Raw genomic sequence first — 16,008 nt, 5'->3', positions numbered from 1 at the left:
CCTCCTTCTTCCTCATGGAGACTCTATGTGAATCACCAGGCTTAGGCAAATCCGTGTTCCGCAAGATAATCCCTGCTGATCCCCGGTTTTGTCCCACCTTTGCTGCCAGGCCCTTCTGAGCCGTAATGCAGCAGGTGATCTACATATTTCCCTAAAATGTCGCATTCGATATTAATCGTATCGCCCGCTTTTTTATAAGCCAGCACCGTCTCCGCCAGCGTATGGGGGATGATCGATACCGTAAAGGAGGAATCTGTTGTTTTGACAACGGTCAAGCTGATTCCATCCAGTGTGACAGAGCCTTTTGGAATGATATATTTGAATACGTCCCCATTCGCGGGAGCAATCTCATATACCACGGCATTCTGATCCTCCTGCACATTCCGAATGACGCCGACGCCATCCACATGCCCCTGAACGATATGGCCTCCAAATCTGCCTCCGGCAGCCATCGCCCGTTCCAGATTCACCTTTCCGCCTGGCTGCAGTTCCTTCAGATTGGTATTTCTATAGGTTTCCGGCATCACGTCCACCGTAAATATGCCTTTGTCAATGGTTGTAGCCGTCAAGCAAACGCCGTTAACGGATACGCTGTCCCCCAGCTTTAAATCATCCATAATCCGGCTCGCGGAAATGCTCAGCACCATGGCTTCGCCCCTCCGTCCGATTCGCCTCATCTCGCCGATCTCCTCAACCAATCCAGTAAACACAGGTTTCCCTCCTTTCTTTCTCCTTATTTCCAGACCGGAATCCCGGTGACGTAAATATTGTCGCCAAGTCTTTCGGTCTCAAGTCCTGTCAGCTGAATCGCTTGATTCATCTGCTCATACCCGCTGAACATGTAATTTCCCGGGGAATCGTATCCACCAATAATCTTAGGGGCGATGAACTGGATGAGCCGATCCACCAGCTTCTGTTCCAGCATCGAGCCATTCAGCGTGCCACCACCTTCCAGTAAAATGGAGGCAATCCCCTTCTGCCCCAGTTTCACCAGTGCAGTCTTCAGATCCACACGCGGTCCTGGCCCGCAGGGGATAACCTGAACTCCTTGCTCTTCCAGCACGGCCCGCTTCTTCTCATCCGCCTGCTCCGTCGTCAAGATCCACGTCGGCGCCAAACCGTCTGTCACGACATGGCTGTCGAGCGGGACTCGCAAGCTGGAATCCACAATGATCCTAACCGGATGCAAGCCTTCCACGCCAAGCCTTGTCGTCAGGCTTGGATTATCCGCGATTACGGTAGACACGCCTACCATGATGCCCTGGTGACGATGACGCAGCGTATGCACAAGCTCTCTTGATTCCTCATTGGATATCCACTGGCTATCACCGGTTTTCGAAGCGATCTTGCCGTCCAGCGTGCTGGCTGTCTTTAACGTTACGAAAGGCTGACCCGTCGTAATGAATTTAATGAAGGTTTCGTTCAAGCGAAGAGCACGTTCCTTAAGGACACCGATCTCAACCCGGATTCCCGCTGCGCGCAGCATTTGGATCCCATTGCCCGCAACGAGAGGATTGGGGTCCTCGCAAGCAACAACCACTCGCTGAACACCCTCGGCAATCAGCCTCTCGCTGCATGGCGGCGTCGTACCGTAGTGACTGCAGGGCTCCAGTGTTACGTACACCGTACTGCCCGCTGCTTTGCTGCCGGCCATATTCAGGGCATGAACTTCAGCGTGCGGTGTTCCGCGCTCCAGATGTGTTCCCACCCCTGCAAGCGCGCCATCCTTAACGACGACACACCCCACGACCGGATTAATCCCGGTTTGGCCCTGAGCACGTTCTGCCAGGTCCAGCGCAAGTGACATATAGAATTCATCGTTGACGATATCCATGCTAAACATGCCCCTTTCTGAACGTTCACACAAAAAAGCCCTGCCAAAGATTCGGGGAATCCTTAACAGGGCTTGATGGAAGTTAATAATCGACACGCTGAATAACCGTTATGATCGCAGGTTTTGCCTATAGCAAACAACACGAATCTGTTTGCCAGCGACGATATCCAAACATCGCAAACAAAATTCGAATTTGCATGTGAAAACCTGCACATAACGCACATCGCGTTGTGTGCACAGACACAAATAGCACATGTTGCTTATGTGTCTTTCACTCCTTCTCCCATCCAGACTATACTGTCGGTCCCGGATTTTCACCAGGTCCACCGCATACGGTGTGTCACAACACACGCATATCCGGGTCACGGACTAAGACGCAGCCATCTGCTTTCTAAAGCTCAATCACTGCGTTCATCACCGCCGGTAGGGAATTTCACCCTGCCCCGAAGGATTAAACATATGAAATTGTTTGATCTTATGAAGAATCTTATCACCACCTTTTGAAAATTGCAAGAAAAACAACTAACTTTTTTAAAGTCTATAACTTAATACCAATATGTGTAATGTATGTAGAAGGAGAATTCTCCCCCAAGGGAGAACAGTTAGATAGGATAAACACGGGAACTAGATACAGTTGAAAAGGAGCGCGCAACGATGAAAACTTCGCTGGACATTGTCGTCCGTCCTACGGAAATCGACGTCAACGGACATGTAAACAACGCCAAATACCTGGAATATCTGGAGTGGGGTCGTGAGGAATGGTACGAAGCAGGAAATCTTCAATATGACATATTGAAACGGCTCGGCGTCCAGACCGTTACCGTCAATATCAATATTAATTACCGCAAGGAGTGCGGCCAGGGCGAACGGCTGACGATCGTGACCGAACCGCATGCTATGGGTCGTACGAGTTATGTGCTGACTCAGACGATATACAACGAACAGGGAGAGCTGTGCGCGGATGCCGCCGTTACCAGTGTGGCGATGGATGTACATACCCGAAAAAGCCGGCCTGTACCGGAGGAGCTCCGCCAATTATTCCCTGACCCTGCCTAACCCCTCCCCGGAATATTAAAAACAGGCTCACCCTTATGAGTGAGCCTGTCCTGAACAAAAGCTAATGGTTACGCTTCGTATACTTCTACTTTTTCCATTTTGTCGCGGCCTTTGAATGCATCCACATACTCCATGCCCTCTACAACTTTACCGAACACCGTATGTTGTCCGTCCAAATGCGGTTGCGGCTCGTAGCATACATAGAACTGGCTTCCGCCCGTGTTACGGCCGGCATGCGCCATGGCCAAGCTTCCACGCTCATGCTTGTTAGGGTTGATCTCGCAGTTGATGGTATAGCCAGGACCGCCGGTTCCCGTTCCCTGTGGGCAGCCGCCTTGAGCAACGAACCCAGGAATTACGCGGTGAAATACAAGACCGTTATAAAAACCGGAGTTCGCCAATTTCTCAAAATTAGCTACCGTATTCGGTGCATCATTCTCGAACAGATCAAGCACTACCTCTTTGCCGTTCTCTAATGTGATCTTCGCTTTTTTAGCCATATGTGTTATCTCCTTCCGTTATTAGAACGCTTTTATCGATTTTTTTACAATGCATTCTATAGTTTACTATGAATTGAGCTTCGAAGCAAAAACGATCTTGTCCCCCGTTTACACATCACATCTCAAGTCAAGGCATACCAAAGAGCCCTGACCGCAGCCGGAGGCATTGGCGGGCCCTCTTGGATTTTAGAGCCGTAAAACAAACATCAGATTAATTGGTTACGGTTTCTTTGGTTACACTTGCCGGCACTACATCATGGCTGATGATGTCCGCAAGCGACTCACGGCGTACGACCAGCTTGCTCTCTCCGTCCTTCACGAACACGACCGCAGGTTTGCGGATCCGGTTGTAATTGCTAGCCATGGAATAGTTGTATGCGCCTGTGCAGGATACGGCCAGCAAATCGCCTGTTGCTACCTTCGGAAGCTCCAAGTCCCAGATGAGCATGTCTCCGCTCTCACAGCACTTGCCGGCAATGGATACCGTTTCTTCCGGTTTCTCATTCGCCCGGTTCGCCAGCAGCGCTTCATATTTCGACTCGTACAGCGCCGGGCGCGGGTTGTCCGTCATTCCACCGTCTACGGCAACGTATTTACGCACTCCGGGAATATCCTTGCTTGTGCCCACCGTATACAGGGTGGTGCCTGCATCACCAACAATGCTCCGGCCCGGTTCCACCCAAATTTCAGGAAGTTCGGAGCCAAGGCCCGCAAAATGGGTCTTCACGGCATCCGTGATCGCTTTTACATACTGGGATACTTGAAGCGGCGTATCGCCATCCACGTAACGGATACCGAAACCACCCCCAAGGTTTACAACCTTGAACACAACCCCCAAACCTTCTTTAACGGAAGCCGCGAATTCAGCTACGCGCTGAACAGCCATCTCAAAGCCTTCCACCTCAAAAATCTGGGAGCCGATATGGGAATGAATACCCATCAGATGAATGTTCGCTTGAGCCTCGGCAAGCTTCACCGCTTCATAAGCAGAGCCGTTGCCGATATCAAAGCCAAATTTCGAATCCGTTTGGCCTGTTGAGATATACTCATGCGTATGAGCCTCAACACCCGGTGTCACGCGTAGCAGAATGTTGACCTTCCGATTCTTCTCGGCAGCAATCGCTTGCAGCATATGCAGTTCAACTACGTTATCGACAACGAAACAGCCAATTTCCGCATCCAGCGCCATCTCAATTTCTTCCGGGGTTTTATTATTTCCGTGGAAATGAATCCGGTCTGCCGGGAATCCGGCCTCAAGTGCGGTGTACAGCTCTCCGTCTGATACGACGTCAAGCGACATACCTTCCTGGTCGGCCAATTGGCACATGGCCATCACGCAAAACGCCTTACTTGCATACGCGACTTGGAACTTCAAGCCGGACGCCTTGAAGGCCTCGATGTATTCCCGGCAACGATTGCGAACCGACTGCTCGTCTACAATATATAGTGGTGTTCCATATTGAGCTTTCAAATCGGATGTGTCACACCCGCCGATTTCCAAATGCCCCTGATCGTTAATCTTGCTTGTACCGTGTAAAAACATGCTTACAATTCCTCCGATCCATTGATTCAGAATAGGGTAATCGAATAATTGTTCACAGTATAGCAGACAACGGAAGGTAATCAAAATGGATTTTTCAACACAACATTTGTGTTATTGTTATTGCTCGCCTCTCGGATTCATTTCAGGGCCCATTTTGGTGTTGTCGCGTGTTTTATTGTGGGCCGGGCGTCTTCTTGATAGAAGTAGCGGTTTGCGGAACAAAACTTCGCCCATCGCTTTTGCACTAAACGGTATAAATGGCCACAAGTAAGACGAGTTATAGGAACGATGTGTCGTCAGGAGCAGAATCAGAAGCGTCGTCCCGATGACAAAACCCTTCACCCCGAACAGGGCTGTTGCAAGCAGAAGGAGCAGCCTGAACATCCGGTTAGCAAGTCCCAACTCATAACTCGGGGTCGCGTACATCCCGATGGACGCAACCGCCATATACAGGACGACCTCGTTAACAAACAATCCGGTCTTAACGGCGATGTCGCCGATCAAAATCGCGGCGATCAGCCCCATCGCCGACGCTAGTGGTGTCGGCGTATGAACGGCAGCCAAGCGGAGCAAATCCACGCCGAATTCAACGATCAGAAACTGCAGGATAATCGGAATTTTAGCATTCTCCTGCGGACCGATGATCTCGAGTCCCGGCGGCTTCAGTTCAGGATGGACAACAAGCAGCATCCACAGCGGGAGCAGGAACATGGATGCAAAAATGCCTATAAAACGTATCCAGCGGAGATATGTCCCCATAAAGGGGGTTTGGCGATTCTCCTCGGCATGCTGACACAGATCCAAAAACGTGGTTGGCATAATCATCACGCTCGGTGAAGTATCGACCATGACAACAACTCGGCCTTCGAGCAGATGGGAGGATACAACATCCGGCCGTTCCGAATATCGGACCAGCGGAAATGGGTGCCAGCCTTTGTTCACGATTGCTTCTTCGAGCTGTTTATCTCCTAGTGGAAGCCCCTCTAAATCCACTTCCTTGATTTTATCGCGAATCGCCTCAACCTGCGTGCGGTCCACGATGTCATCAATGAAAACCAGGCACACATCCGTTCTCGTCCGCCTTCCGACCTTCATGACCTCAACGTGAAGTCCCGGATCACGAACCCGTCTTCGAACCAGGTTCACGTTGGTAACGAGTGTCTCCGTAAAACCATCCCTTGCGCCGCGAACGACACGTTCCACCGCAGGCTCCTCGAGACCGCGCACAGGATATTTCCGGGTATCCAACAAGATGGCGGAATGCGCATCCTCAATGAACAGCGCACATATACCGGAGAGCACTTCGTTAATCACTTTGCTGAGCCTTGTATCCCGCTCCACTTGGACATGGGGAATATAGCGGGTCATCATCTCGGTAAGTGCCTGATTGCTCACATCCTCCGGTGTCAGATACGTCAGCCTTGTCAGTATATCCGTCACCACGGCATCATTCGTGAAGCCGTTTAGGAAGAGTAGCCCCGCATTTCTGCCGGCAAAGTTCATTTCACGGAATACCACATCAAACGAAACCCCAAGACCGATAACTTCCTTAAGCACTTTTTTCAGATCACTCAGCTTTGCGGGGACATGGTCTGTGTGCTGCCAGTAGATGACGGATTCCTCGGTGCTGTTGGAGGTTTCGGCCTCCCTCTTCTCAGCCAGCTCCTGTTCCTCCAATGCTTTGATCTCCGATGGCGGAATGATCGGAATATCGGTCTCCCGTTCGCCGTTATATGTTGTTTTCTCGTCCATAACCTACCTCCTAGCCTTAACTATTACTTGCTGTAAACAAACCAGTCGAACAGAGAGCCCGCTACTTTGCCTGCGACCATGGCCATAAGAAGACCGAACAAATACCCCGTCAACCGGAGCCGCTTGGCCAGAATCGGCAATACATTCAATACTTCGGTCAATGCGGCTGCCAGCATGCCGATGAATATCCCGCACATCAATCCGATCACGGTACTCACAACCGGTCCCAAAGGAACGGACCATCGCCAGAAATCGGCCACCGTGCCGATAAAAGATCCGGCAATTAAAGCCCCTTCATACCAATGGACCCGGTTGTACGTTGCCGTCAGCTGGGACAATCTCGGAATGATGTCCAGCACGATGATGAGTGCAATGACCCCGCCGCCGACGGCGATGCCCCCAGCTACGCCAAGAACAATGGTGAATATCCCTTGCAGAATGGATATCATCATGGTTCCTTACCTGGTGTATCCGCGCTGGCGTTCATTTTCCGATATTCTTCGGCGACCACGAACTGATCCAGATTTTCCTGATAGAGGTACATTTCCACCTCGAGCGGGGTCGGTTCTTCATTCCATTTTTTCTTGAACAAATGATTGAAGAACACCGTCATTCCGAATCCGAGCCCGAGCGAGTATGCAATCTGGAACAAATAAGGATGCTCGTCTCTTTTCCCCGTCACCATCTCGACGATTCGGATCTGTACCTCGAGCATGTTGACATCAGCATGGAAGTTCATAATGGTAAGCGCCGAACCGAAAAACAAGAGCAGCCAAATGAGCGGGAACCACAATTTGGACCGCTTGCTCTCCGGACCAATAAGCTCTACCAGGGTATGATGGTTTCCCATCGGTTCAATATGGGCGCCAGGAATCAAGGCTTGAATTTTCGGGATGATTTGTATCAGATCCATGACAAGGCGGTTGCCATCGATATCCTTCGGCTGCGTAAGCGGCAAGGCTCTCAGCCGTTTCTCCCATTCGGGCTCGCAGACAATGAAGGCGACATCACCTAGTTTGACGGTCTGGTTTCTTGGTAACCGTATGCGGCTCCTTAGCTGCAGAAACACCGTCGGAGTGGGATTAACCTTCATCCGAAACACTCCTTTACTGCTAAATTACCGTTAGTATGGGAAATGTCTCTCCTTTCTACTCGGATTTACCATACTTTCTTTATCCGCTCCATCAACAAGGAGGTTGTTGAAAAATGAAAAGACGCCGTCCCCTAAGGGCGGCGTCAGTTTGAGCTTCTTTAGAATAACGGCTGCGAGCCGCTACTGCGCGATCTCGTTCCGTATGCTCTGCAATATTTTTTTCTCAAGTCGCGATACCTGTACTTGGGATATGCCCAGCCGGCTGGCAACTTCCGACTGCGTCTGATCCCGGTAATACCGCAGATATACAATGAGCCGCTCCCGTTCGGTCAAGCCGCCTATCGCTTCATTCAAGGCCAGCTTGTCGAACCATCGTTCCTGCGATTCATCAGCTATCTGATCCATTAGCGTTATGGGATCCCCGTCATTTTCAAATACGGTCTCATGAATCGAGGTTGGCGGTTTGTTCGCCTCTTGGGCAAACACCACTTCCTCGGGGGTTACCCCAAGCTCTTCGGCAACCTCTTTCACCGTTGGAAGCCGATCGAGCTGCTTGGACAGCTCGTCCCGCTTCTTCCTGACTTTGTTGGCCATTTCCTTAAGCGAACGGCTGACCTTCAGGGTCCCGTCGTCCCTTAAGAAGCGCTGAATTTCTCCGATGATCATCGGTACGGCATAGGTCGAGAACTTTACGTCATAACTGAGATCGAACTTGTCCACGGATTTGAGGAGACCGATACAGCCGATCTGAAACAGATCATCAGGCTCATACCCCCGGTTCATAAACCGCTGAACGACAGACCAGACAAGACGAATATTACAGTTGACGAGCGTGTCCCGGGCGACATTATCCCCGCTTTGGCTAAGTGCAATGAGTCGTTTGACCTCCGCGTCGTCCAAATAAGTCTGCGAAGTTTTCTTCACATCGGCATCCATTTGTCCAACCCCTAATTATATAAAGCTTTCTTAGATTCGATCCTCTTTTTCATTTTGATCGACGTACCGCTGCCTGGTTCGCTGACCACTTCAAATTCGTCCATGAAATTTTCCATGATGGTGAATCCCATGCCGGATCGCTCCAGCTCTGGCTTTGATGTATAAAGCGGCTGCTTGGCCATCTCCAAGTCTTCGATCCCATGGCCGGAATCTTCAATGCACAGCGTGATCATATCCCCGTCTATGGAGGCTTCAATCTTGACAACCCCATCCGGATCACTATCGTAACCGTGGATTATGCTGTTTGTGACCGCCTCGGAGACTACCGTTTTCAGGTCACTCAGCTCATCCATGTTGGGATCCATCTGGGAGATGAACGCAGCCACGGCGACACGGGCAAAGGATTCGTTTTCCGACTTTGCGGCAAACTGCAGAGTCATAAAATTATGCTGTGCTTTTCCTTCACTCATGACACTACCTCCAAACCCGAGAGTGCCGTGCTCTCGTTCTCATATATCGGCATGATCTTGAACAGCCCCGACATTTCAAGCAAGCGGTAAACCTGCGGCTTGACATCGCATACCGCCATCTTTCCGCCTTTTTGCTTGATGAATTTATAGCGTCCCAGGATGACCCCAAGTCCCGAGCTGTCCATAAAGTCCAAGTCCTTTAAGCTCAGCACCAAGTGCTCTGTTTGACGTCTCTGAATAGCTTCATCCAGCTGCATCCGGACATGATCAGCCGTATGATGATCCAGTTCCCCGGACAGACGGACAATCAGTACATGCCTGTGATGCTCCATATCAACATGCAGATTCATGTTTGCTCACTCTCCTCCCTGACATGAACAAAGATTTCTACATTTGAAAATGACATTCCTGCATCCCGACAAAACTAGAAGAAAACTCCTATTAATCTACATGAAACAACCTGCCGGTTGTCCGTTTAAAGAGCTTCCAGAATCCGGCCTTCTTCACCTCGACAGGAGATGTCAGCTCGAACTCCTTCACGACCCGATCACCTTGATATACCGTTAGCTTGCCGACGACTTGTCCGGCGGCTACCGGCGCCTTCAAATTCGGGTCCATCTGAATCTCATGACGGATATCCGGACTTTTTACGCCCTTCTTAACCAGCACGCTGTAATCTTTATCCGCTTGAATCGAGATCTCAGGCACGGTTCCCTTCTGGACCTTCACGATACCTAACACTTCACCCGGTTTATAGATGGAATGCATTGAATACTGGGAGAAGGCATAGTCAAACATGCGAGAGACTTCATTATTCCGAGTCTTTGTATCCGGAGCTCCCATGACAACGGCTACAGCGCGCAGTCCGTCCCGTTTGGCCGTTGCCGATAAACAGAATTTGGCCTCTGACGTGTATCCGGTTTTCAATCCGTCAGCACCCGTGTAGAATCGAACCAGCTTGTTTGTGTTGACCAGCCAGAACGGTTTTTCTGAATCTTTACGTAAATAATCCTGATAGGCTCCCGTATATTTGGTGATCTGGTCATATTTCAGCAGCTCCCGGCTCATGACCGCAATGTCGTGGGCCGAAGTATAGTGATTCTCTGCAGGAAGTCCGTTGCAGTTCACAAAATGAGTATCCTTCATTCCCAGCTCGGCCGCTTTCTCGTTCATCAGCTTCACAAACGCTTCCTCTGAGCCGGCAATTTTCTCCGCCACCGCGACGGAGGCATCATTGCCTGATGCCATGGCTATGCCTTTGAGCATCTCATCCACCGTCATCTCTTCGCCGGGCTCAAGAAAGATCTGTGACCCGCCCATGGAGGCCGCATATTCGCTGGTACGCACCTTATCCGTCCACTGCAATTGTCCTTCATCGATGGCCTCCATCGTAAGCAGCATCGTCATAATTTTGGTGATGCTCGCCGGAGGCAGCTTATCATGGCTGTTTTTCTCGTAAATAATGGTTCCGGTATCCGCATCCAGCAATATAGCAGAACGAGCACCTGGTGCCAGTTCCTCTTGAGATGATCCTTCGCCGGGTTTGCTTTTTTCTTCTGCATAACTTGGTACAGCCGCACTGGACAACCCTACAAATAGAACCAGCAATCCAGCGATTAACGCTTTTTTCACTTCCATCCCCTCCTGACATTCGTAATGGCATCCCGAAAAATAACGGGTCTGCTATTCATTGTCGTCAGGATGAAAACAAATTATTCCAGTATTTTACGGAAATATTATCACCTTGATCTTAAAAGGAACACAGAATAACCCCATAAAGTGGAACCTATGCTTCGATGCTTATTCCAAATACTTTGCGGGGACCCCAAACATGTATAAATGCGAATACAGAATGGTTCAGCTTCACTGAAAACTTATAGCAAAAAAGCTGGACTCGGCAGATATAAATCCGCCGGAGCCCAGCCCCTTGCTAAAATGGGTTATTACATTTTTGGAATAATGGCCATGACAAGCGCAAGGAATTTCTCCCGGACCTTCTCGGCAGTCTCCATAACCTCGTCATGGGATAGCGGCTGATCCAATATTCCGGCTGCCATGTTGCTGATGCAGGAGATGCCCAGCACTTCAAGACCGGCATGTCTGGCCACAATGACCTCAGACACCGTGGACATCCCTACCGCATCCGCGCCTAGCGTACGCAGCATGACGATCTCGGCAGGCGTTTCATAGGTTGGTCCGAGCAAACCTGCATAGACCCCTTCTCTAAGCGCAATGCCCTGACCCACCGCGACTTCTTTTGCCAATTGGCGAAGCTGACGGCTGTAAGCCTGGGACATGTCCGGGAACCGAACGCCAAGCTCCGGATCATTCGGCCCGATTAACGGGTTGGTGCCTGTCATGTTCAGATGATCGGAGATCAGCATGAGGTCACCCGGCTCGAAGGACGTGTTGATGCCGCCCGCCGCATTGGTAACCAGCAGGCTTTTCACGCCCAGCTCTTTCATGACGCGTACCGGGAAAGCCGTCACTTCCGGACCATAGCCTTCATACATATGGAAACGGCCCTTCATCAGAACGACAGGTCGATCGTGTATCGTACCCAGCAGCAGTTCTCCTTCATGGCCTTCTACGGTGGACACGGGAAAATGAGGAATGTCCGTGTACGGGATGGAGACCGGGTTCTCAATTAATTCTGCCAGCACGCCGAGTCCTGAACCCAAAATCAGGCCGACCTGGGGCTCGACACCCTTCTGCCCGCGTATGTATGCCGCTGCTTCCTTAATGCTTTCCTGATGAATTGAACTCATGTTCATACCTCTCCTAACTGAGAATAAGTTGTAGATCCTAGTCGAGCAGGTCCCGCTAAGATCTCGGGTGAAAATGATCATATACTTCCTTCATGCTTTTCTTGGTGGATTGATACATGCCGGTGGTGGATAATGCCGAGTGACCCAGCATCTCCTGAACCGAACGCAAGTCGGCGCCGTTCTGCAGCAAATGAATAGCAAACGAATGGCGAAGGGTATGCGGCGTGATCTCCTCATCGATATCGGCCAGCTTGCCATACTTTTTAATAATTTTCCAAAATCCCTGCCGTGTCAAGCGCGTACCAAGTGAATTCAGGAATAATGCATCCTCGTCCGTATCACGAATCAGCTTGTCCCGCATGTCTTGCATATAAAAAGCCACGCTCTCGGCTGCGATCTGAGTAATTGGAAGAATTCGCTCCTTCCCTCCGGAAACGGCACAGCGCAGAAATCGCATCTCCATATTTATGTCATGCGTATTCAAATTCACCAATTCCGACACCTTAATACCTGAAGCATATAGCAGTTCCAGCATCGCTTTGTCCCTGGCCCCCTGAGGGGTGCCGGAATCCGGGGCCGACAGCAGCTTGTCCACCTGCTCAATGGTTAGCGACTTGGGCGGCTTCCGTTCCGGCTTCGGATTTTCCAGCAGCTGGGTCGGATCTTGTCCTATAACGGCTTGACGCACCAAATATTGAAAAAAGGAACGCAAGGAAGCCGTGCAGCGAAGCTGGCTTGATGCCGCCTTGCCCTGCTGCCTCAGTCTTCCCATGTATAATCCAAGCATGGTACGTGTAACTTCCTGCGGATTGATAACGTCTCTTTCCGCTGCAAAAGCAATGAATCCTTGTAAGTCGGCCCGGTACGATTCAATCGTACTTCGGGACAATCCCTTCACGTCTTCCAGATAGGTTACATATTCGTCCAGATATTGTTTCATGATCGTTTTGCTCCTATTCCCGTGTGCCCGTTACAAGCACGATCACTCCCCATACCAGTAGTACAATCGCAGACGTTCCGCCGGCGAATATCGGGAGTCCATGGTGCTTTCAGGCTGAAAAGCCTTAACCGCTTGACCGGAAGGCGCACGGTAAGGATCCACTGGGGTCAGCCAATCTCCCACCCAACCCAGCACGAAGTAAAAAAACATCGTCAGAACGGCAAACATCGTAACAAATCGGATCAGTGAGCCTATTTTTCGGATCGATATAATCACTGGCAGTGCCTCTCTTTCATCTTTGCTTGATCACCAAGTGAAGGTGGGTATTACAGGTATACTTCACGTAAATCCTATGATACAAGCTGCTGGATTATGACGCTTTCCTCTGATGTTCTTTAGTCATTGGACTTGGCGGTTATTGGGATAGAATAAAAAAAACGTCTTATCGACGTACATGGATGATGTAGAATGATAGATTGTTCTTGCGTGAACGATACGAACTCGTGCATGTTCCATATATATTTTGGTTATCATCTAAAAAACCCTCCCGGCTTACCGCCGTAGAGGGCTTGCCGTGATGGTCATCACTGCGGTTTGTTGAATGATATAAAATTATGATTTGTCCTGGTCATTCTTGCCCTTCTCTTTGCAACGGTAGCATATGCCATGGAAATCAAGCCGATGGTCATGAACGGTAAAGTTAAACTCTCGCTCTAACCGCTCTTCCAATGGACCGAGCCAATCCTCGCGTATCTCATCCATGCTTCCACATTGAGTACATATCAAATGATGATGGTGATGCTTCGAAGTATCTGTCCGCAAGTCATAACGGGCGACACCATCGCCAAAATTTATCTTCTCGACAACATGAAGCTCACTGAGCAGCTCTAGGGTACGGTACACGGTTGCCAGACCGATCTCCGGAGCCTTCTCTTTCACGAGCATAAATACATCCTCTGCGCTAAGGTGGTCGTCTTCATTTTCCAACAATACGCTTACCGTGGCTTCCCGTTGGGGCGTTAATTTGTATCCTTGGGATTGTAGCTGCTGCTTAATTTTGTCGATCCGCGCTTCCATCGTTTCCCTCCCCCTTGGAAATCACTGCACGTTATTGTTCACTTCCTTCATTATAGGGGGATTTGACAAACAAAGTCAAACGGTTTTGCTTTATGGAAAAATTCGCGGATTATAGCAACATTGGCGTGACCCAGCGCATCATGGCCGGGGTTACCCAGGTTTCAAAAGAAGCGACTCCGAGCGTTATCAGGACCATGAAAAAGGTGAGCATCGCATACGAGGCAAAGGGCTTTACCATGCTCCCGCCGCGATTCATAATAAACCGGTCCCTGATGATGTATAGGGAGAAGGTTATCGCCGCTACGCTGCACATCATAAGCACGGGGATGATGAACAAATTTTGCGGCGCAATCGACACCAAGGCGAACAGCAGTCCTTTCCAAGAATACTGTCCGACCAAGTAACCGACCGTAAACCCAATGAGCACTCCTTTTAAGAAGTCCAATATCAATATTCCCGGAAGCCCGATGACGGACAATCCCAGAATCCATATCAAACCGATCCATTTCAGATGAAGGGCTGCGATGCTCCAGTAAGAAGACTGACTCATGGTTTCTCCACCGTCCTGCACGTTTACAAAAAAGTGGTTTAAATATCGGGCCATCTCCTGCTGCTGCTCCAATGAAAGTGCATTGACCATCAACGCTCCAAACAGGACGCCAACTAAAAACAAGACGCCCACGAACACATAGAGCATGGTCTGATCCTTAAAGGCTTGGCGGAATGATTGCATAGAATAGAGTCTCCTTTCTGTGTCTCTACTCTACTCTATGACCATCACCCTTCTTGTATGACCTAGCGATTGAAAGAGTTGTTCGATTTAGCGGAGAACCTTCCCGTAAGAGCCTCCCCCGCCATCCGAAAAGGACAATGTCCCGTTCCTAGCCATCACAATGCTGGCAGCGAGCCCTTCCCCGGCAACAGCGGCAAGCTCCGCTTCCGTAGCCTGGTGAAGGATGTGCATTTCGGTGCCGAAAGCCCCCAGCAGCTTCGACATCGACGATTTGCCAAGGCCCGGGATGAACTCTAGCGGAACCTGATAGTGATATGCCGGCCGGCTTTGCGGTACCATGGGCTCTTTACGGTCAGCGATGTGCAGAATCCGATCAAACACGCCCTGCACCAGCTTGGTACTCCCGCAGTAAGGACAGCGCACCAATTCATGAATATCGCTGCCCTCCTCCAGAATGCTGTCACAGCCGCCGCAGTAAGTACGATGGTATTTTCCGAGTCTGGGATTAAGCCCGTAGTTCGCGCTGATTCTTCGACCGTTATTTGTTCCAAGCGCCTGGCGGAATTCGGTAAACGAAGGCTTCGCCATGTCAATCCGGTTGTATTCCCTGCCGATTTTCCCAAGCGAATGTGCATCCGAGTTGGTTAGAAAGGAGTAGGCGTCCAGTTCGCTTATCCGCCCGGCCATCGAGGAATCAGCACTGAGTCCAAGCTCTATTCCCGCAATCCCGTTCAGGTCCAGCACCTCGCTCATACGATCCGCCATGCTGCCGTACAATCCCTTATGAGGCGTAAAGACGTGTGCAGGTATCAGCAGCCCGCCGCGATCCAAAATCTCCTGCTGCAGCTCACGAGGGCTGACATAGATGCGCTGTGAACTAAGCTGCACATTCTTCATGTATTTTGCCATCCAGACAGAAAACTCCTGGATGGTGTTCAGGTCAGGGAAATAGGCCAGCACATGGGCTGCGCCACGGCCGCTTTCGCGAATTTCAATCTCGCTTCCAAGCAGGATCACCGTATCCTGATACGCGATGCCGCCTCCATCTATCTCCTGCATGACGCCGCTGTCCAAACATTGGAGAATATCGTGCTGTACCGAAGGAGAATGGCAATCGATGATACCGATCATTTGGATGCCTTTGCGCTCCGAGGCCTCCACGGCTATATTCTCAAAGGTCAAATTGTTACTTGCGCTAATTTTCACAGCTTGTCCGCTGCTTGTGCGCCCTATGTGAATGTGCATGTCGCAGTAATAGGACTGAAGCTTCTCCCCGGTTGACATGTTCTTTTCAGGCTGCAGCATA

18 protein-coding genes and 1 riboswitch are annotated in these 16,008 nt (G+C 50.3%); of the genes, 1 reads left to right on the top strand and 17 read right to left on the bottom strand.

The window, feature by feature from the left end; all coding sequences use genetic code 11:
• Nucleotides 1–41 precede the first annotated feature (41 nt).
• A complete protein-coding gene (gene ribE, locus AK95_RS31680) occupies nt 42–710 on the bottom strand; it encodes a riboflavin synthase (RefSeq protein WP_071223895.1) in 669 nt (222 codons plus the stop codon).
• A 23-nt stretch (nt 711–733) separates the two neighbouring features.
• On the bottom strand, nt 734–1,834 hold the full coding sequence (ribD, locus tag AK95_RS31675) for a bifunctional diaminohydroxyphosphoribosylaminopyrimidine deaminase/5-amino-6-(5-phosphoribosylamino)uracil reductase RibD (RefSeq protein ID WP_071223894.1): 1,101 nt from the start codon (nt 1,832–1,834) through the stop codon (nt 734–736).
• A 271-nt stretch (nt 1,835–2,105) separates the two neighbouring features.
• Nucleotides 2,106–2,289: riboswitch (FMN riboswitch) on the bottom strand.
• Nucleotides 2,290–2,488: 199 nt separating this feature from the next.
• On the opposite strand from ribD, the gene AK95_RS31670 reads away from it, so the two are divergent.
• Entirely contained in the window at nt 2,489–2,890 is a 402-nt protein-coding gene (locus tag AK95_RS31670) for an acyl-CoA thioesterase (protein ID WP_071223893.1), read from the top strand.
• 68 nt (nt 2,891–2,958) lie between these two features.
• Here AK95_RS31670 and AK95_RS31665 read toward each other — a convergent pair whose 3' ends face one another.
• From AK95_RS31665 to AK95_RS31595, 15 genes are all read right to left on the bottom strand, one after another.
• Nucleotides 2,959–3,390, bottom strand: coding sequence for a peptidylprolyl isomerase (locus AK95_RS31665; protein ID WP_009595227.1), 432 nt, complete (start codon nt 3,388–3,390; stop codon nt 2,959–2,961).
• 211 nt (nt 3,391–3,601) lie between these two features.
• Nucleotides 3,602–4,933, bottom strand: coding sequence for a diaminopimelate decarboxylase (gene lysA / locus AK95_RS31660; protein ID WP_071223892.1), 1,332 nt, complete (start codon nt 4,931–4,933; stop codon nt 3,602–3,604).
• Between the two features lie 117 nt (nt 4,934–5,050).
• Nucleotides 5,051–6,685, bottom strand: a complete 1,635-nt coding sequence (locus AK95_RS31655; RefSeq protein WP_071223891.1) for a spore germination protein — start codon at nt 6,683–6,685, stop codon at nt 5,051–5,053.
• 23 nt (nt 6,686–6,708) lie between these two features.
• Nucleotides 6,709–7,137: a stage V sporulation protein AB gene (locus AK95_RS31650; protein WP_071223890.1), complete on the bottom strand. Its 429-nt coding sequence runs from the start codon at nt 7,135–7,137 to the stop codon at nt 6,709–6,711.
• Nucleotides 7,134–7,778 carry a stage V sporulation protein AA gene (locus AK95_RS31645; protein WP_071223889.1) on the bottom strand — a complete coding sequence of 215 codons (645 nt, stop codon included), beginning with the start codon at nt 7,776–7,778 and terminating at the stop codon, nt 7,134–7,136. Before AK95_RS31645 ends, AK95_RS31650 begins: the two co-directional genes overlap by 4 nt.
• A gap of 180 nt (nt 7,779–7,958) precedes the next feature.
• Entirely contained in the window at nt 7,959–8,714 is a 756-nt protein-coding gene (gene sigF, locus AK95_RS31640) for an RNA polymerase sporulation sigma factor SigF (RefSeq protein WP_006209412.1), read from the bottom strand.
• A gap of 11 nt (nt 8,715–8,725) precedes the next feature.
• Nucleotides 8,726–9,184, bottom strand: coding sequence for an anti-sigma F factor (gene spoIIAB, locus AK95_RS31635; RefSeq protein ID WP_071223888.1), 459 nt, complete (start codon nt 9,182–9,184; stop codon nt 8,726–8,728).
• Complete coding sequence (spoIIAA, locus tag AK95_RS31630; protein WP_071223887.1) at nt 9,181–9,534, bottom strand: anti-sigma F factor antagonist; 354 nt, start codon at nt 9,532–9,534, stop codon at nt 9,181–9,183. Before spoIIAA ends, spoIIAB begins: the two co-directional genes overlap by 4 nt.
• A gap of 91 nt (nt 9,535–9,625) precedes the next feature.
• A complete protein-coding gene (locus tag AK95_RS31625; protein ID WP_071223886.1) occupies nt 9,626–10,816 on the bottom strand; it encodes a D-alanyl-D-alanine carboxypeptidase family protein in 1,191 nt (396 codons plus the stop codon).
• A gap of 311 nt (nt 10,817–11,127) precedes the next feature.
• Nucleotides 11,128–11,952 (bottom strand): purine-nucleoside phosphorylase, encoded by an 825-nt coding sequence (locus AK95_RS31620; protein WP_071223885.1) that lies wholly within the window; start codon nt 11,950–11,952, stop codon nt 11,128–11,130.
• 55 nt (nt 11,953–12,007) lie between these two features.
• Complete coding sequence (gene xerD / locus AK95_RS31615) at nt 12,008–12,892, bottom strand: site-specific tyrosine recombinase XerD (RefSeq protein WP_071223884.1); 885 nt, start codon at nt 12,890–12,892, stop codon at nt 12,008–12,010.
• A gap of 42 nt (nt 12,893–12,934) precedes the next feature.
• Nucleotides 12,935–13,168 carry a YqzK family protein gene (locus tag AK95_RS31610; protein ID WP_071223883.1) on the bottom strand — a complete coding sequence of 78 codons (234 nt, stop codon included), beginning with the start codon at nt 13,166–13,168 and terminating at the stop codon, nt 12,935–12,937.
• 336 nt (nt 13,169–13,504) lie between these two features.
• Nucleotides 13,505–13,969, bottom strand: coding sequence for a ferric iron uptake transcriptional regulator (gene fur, locus AK95_RS31605; RefSeq protein ID WP_006209405.1), 465 nt, complete (start codon nt 13,967–13,969; stop codon nt 13,505–13,507).
• 109 nt (nt 13,970–14,078) lie between these two features.
• Nucleotides 14,079–14,702 (bottom strand): stage II sporulation protein M, encoded by a 624-nt coding sequence (gene spoIIM, locus AK95_RS31600; RefSeq protein WP_071223882.1) that lies wholly within the window; start codon nt 14,700–14,702, stop codon nt 14,079–14,081.
• Between the two features lie 87 nt (nt 14,703–14,789).
• Nucleotides 14,790–16,007, bottom strand: coding sequence for an endonuclease Q family protein (locus AK95_RS31595; protein WP_071223881.1), 1,218 nt, complete (start codon nt 16,005–16,007; stop codon nt 14,790–14,792).
• Nucleotide 16,008 lies beyond the last annotated feature (1 nt).

The sequence above is a fragment of the Paenibacillus sp. LC231 genome (genome assembly GCF_001860525.1).
In the GTDB taxonomy this organism is placed as follows: domain Bacteria; phylum Bacillota; class Bacilli; order Paenibacillales; family Paenibacillaceae; genus Paenibacillus_AQ.
The sequence above is the reverse complement of the archived record's forward strand: the minus strand, read 5'-3'. Positions and strand labels throughout refer to the sequence as shown.

Excerpts from the sequence above, each read along its gene's own strand:
- xerD (WP_071223884.1), bottom strand. The coding sequence starts at position 12,892 with ATGAAACAATATCTGGACGAATATGTAACCTATCTGGAAGACGTGAAG.
- AK95_RS31620 (WP_071223885.1), bottom strand. The coding sequence starts at position 11,952 with ATGAGTTCAATTCATCAGGAAAGCATTAAGGAAGCAGCGGCATACATA.
- AK95_RS31665 (WP_009595227.1), bottom strand. The coding sequence starts at position 3,390 with ATGGCTAAAAAAGCGAAGATCACATTAGAGAACGGCAAAGAGGTAGTG.
- fur (WP_006209405.1), bottom strand. The coding sequence starts at position 13,969 with ATGGAAGCGCGGATCGACAAAATTAAGCAGCAGCTACAATCCCAAGGA.
- AK95_RS31645 (WP_071223889.1), bottom strand. The coding sequence starts at position 7,778 with ATGAAGGTTAATCCCACTCCGACGGTGTTTCTGCAGCTAAGGAGCCGC.
- AK95_RS31655 (WP_071223891.1), bottom strand. The coding sequence starts at position 6,685 with ATGGACGAGAAAACAACATATAACGGCGAACGGGAGACCGATATTCCG.
- AK95_RS31595 (WP_071223881.1), bottom strand. The coding sequence starts at position 16,007 with ATGCTGCAGCCTGAAAAGAACATGTCAACCGGGGAGAAGCTTCAGTCC.
- spoIIAA (WP_071223887.1), bottom strand. The coding sequence starts at position 9,534 with ATGAATCTGCATGTTGATATGGAGCATCACAGGCATGTACTGATTGTC.
- lysA (WP_071223892.1), bottom strand. The coding sequence starts at position 4,933 with ATGTTTTTACACGGTACAAGCAAGATTAACGATCAGGGGCATTTGGAA.
- AK95_RS31670 (WP_071223893.1), top strand. The coding sequence starts at position 2,489 with ATGAAAACTTCGCTGGACATTGTCGTCCGTCCTACGGAAATCGACGTC.
- spoIIAB (WP_071223888.1), bottom strand. The coding sequence starts at position 9,184 with ATGAGTGAAGGAAAAGCACAGCATAATTTTATGACTCTGCAGTTTGCC.
- spoIIM (WP_071223882.1), bottom strand. The coding sequence starts at position 14,702 with ATGCAATCATTCCGCCAAGCCTTTAAGGATCAGACCATGCTCTATGTG.
- sigF (WP_006209412.1), bottom strand. The coding sequence starts at position 8,714 with ATGGATGCCGATGTGAAGAAAACTTCGCAGACTTATTTGGACGACGCG.
- AK95_RS31650 (WP_071223890.1), bottom strand. The coding sequence starts at position 7,137 with ATGATGATATCCATTCTGCAAGGGATATTCACCATTGTTCTTGGCGTA.
- ribD (WP_071223894.1), bottom strand. The coding sequence starts at position 1,834 with ATGGATATCGTCAACGATGAATTCTATATGTCACTTGCGCTGGACCTG.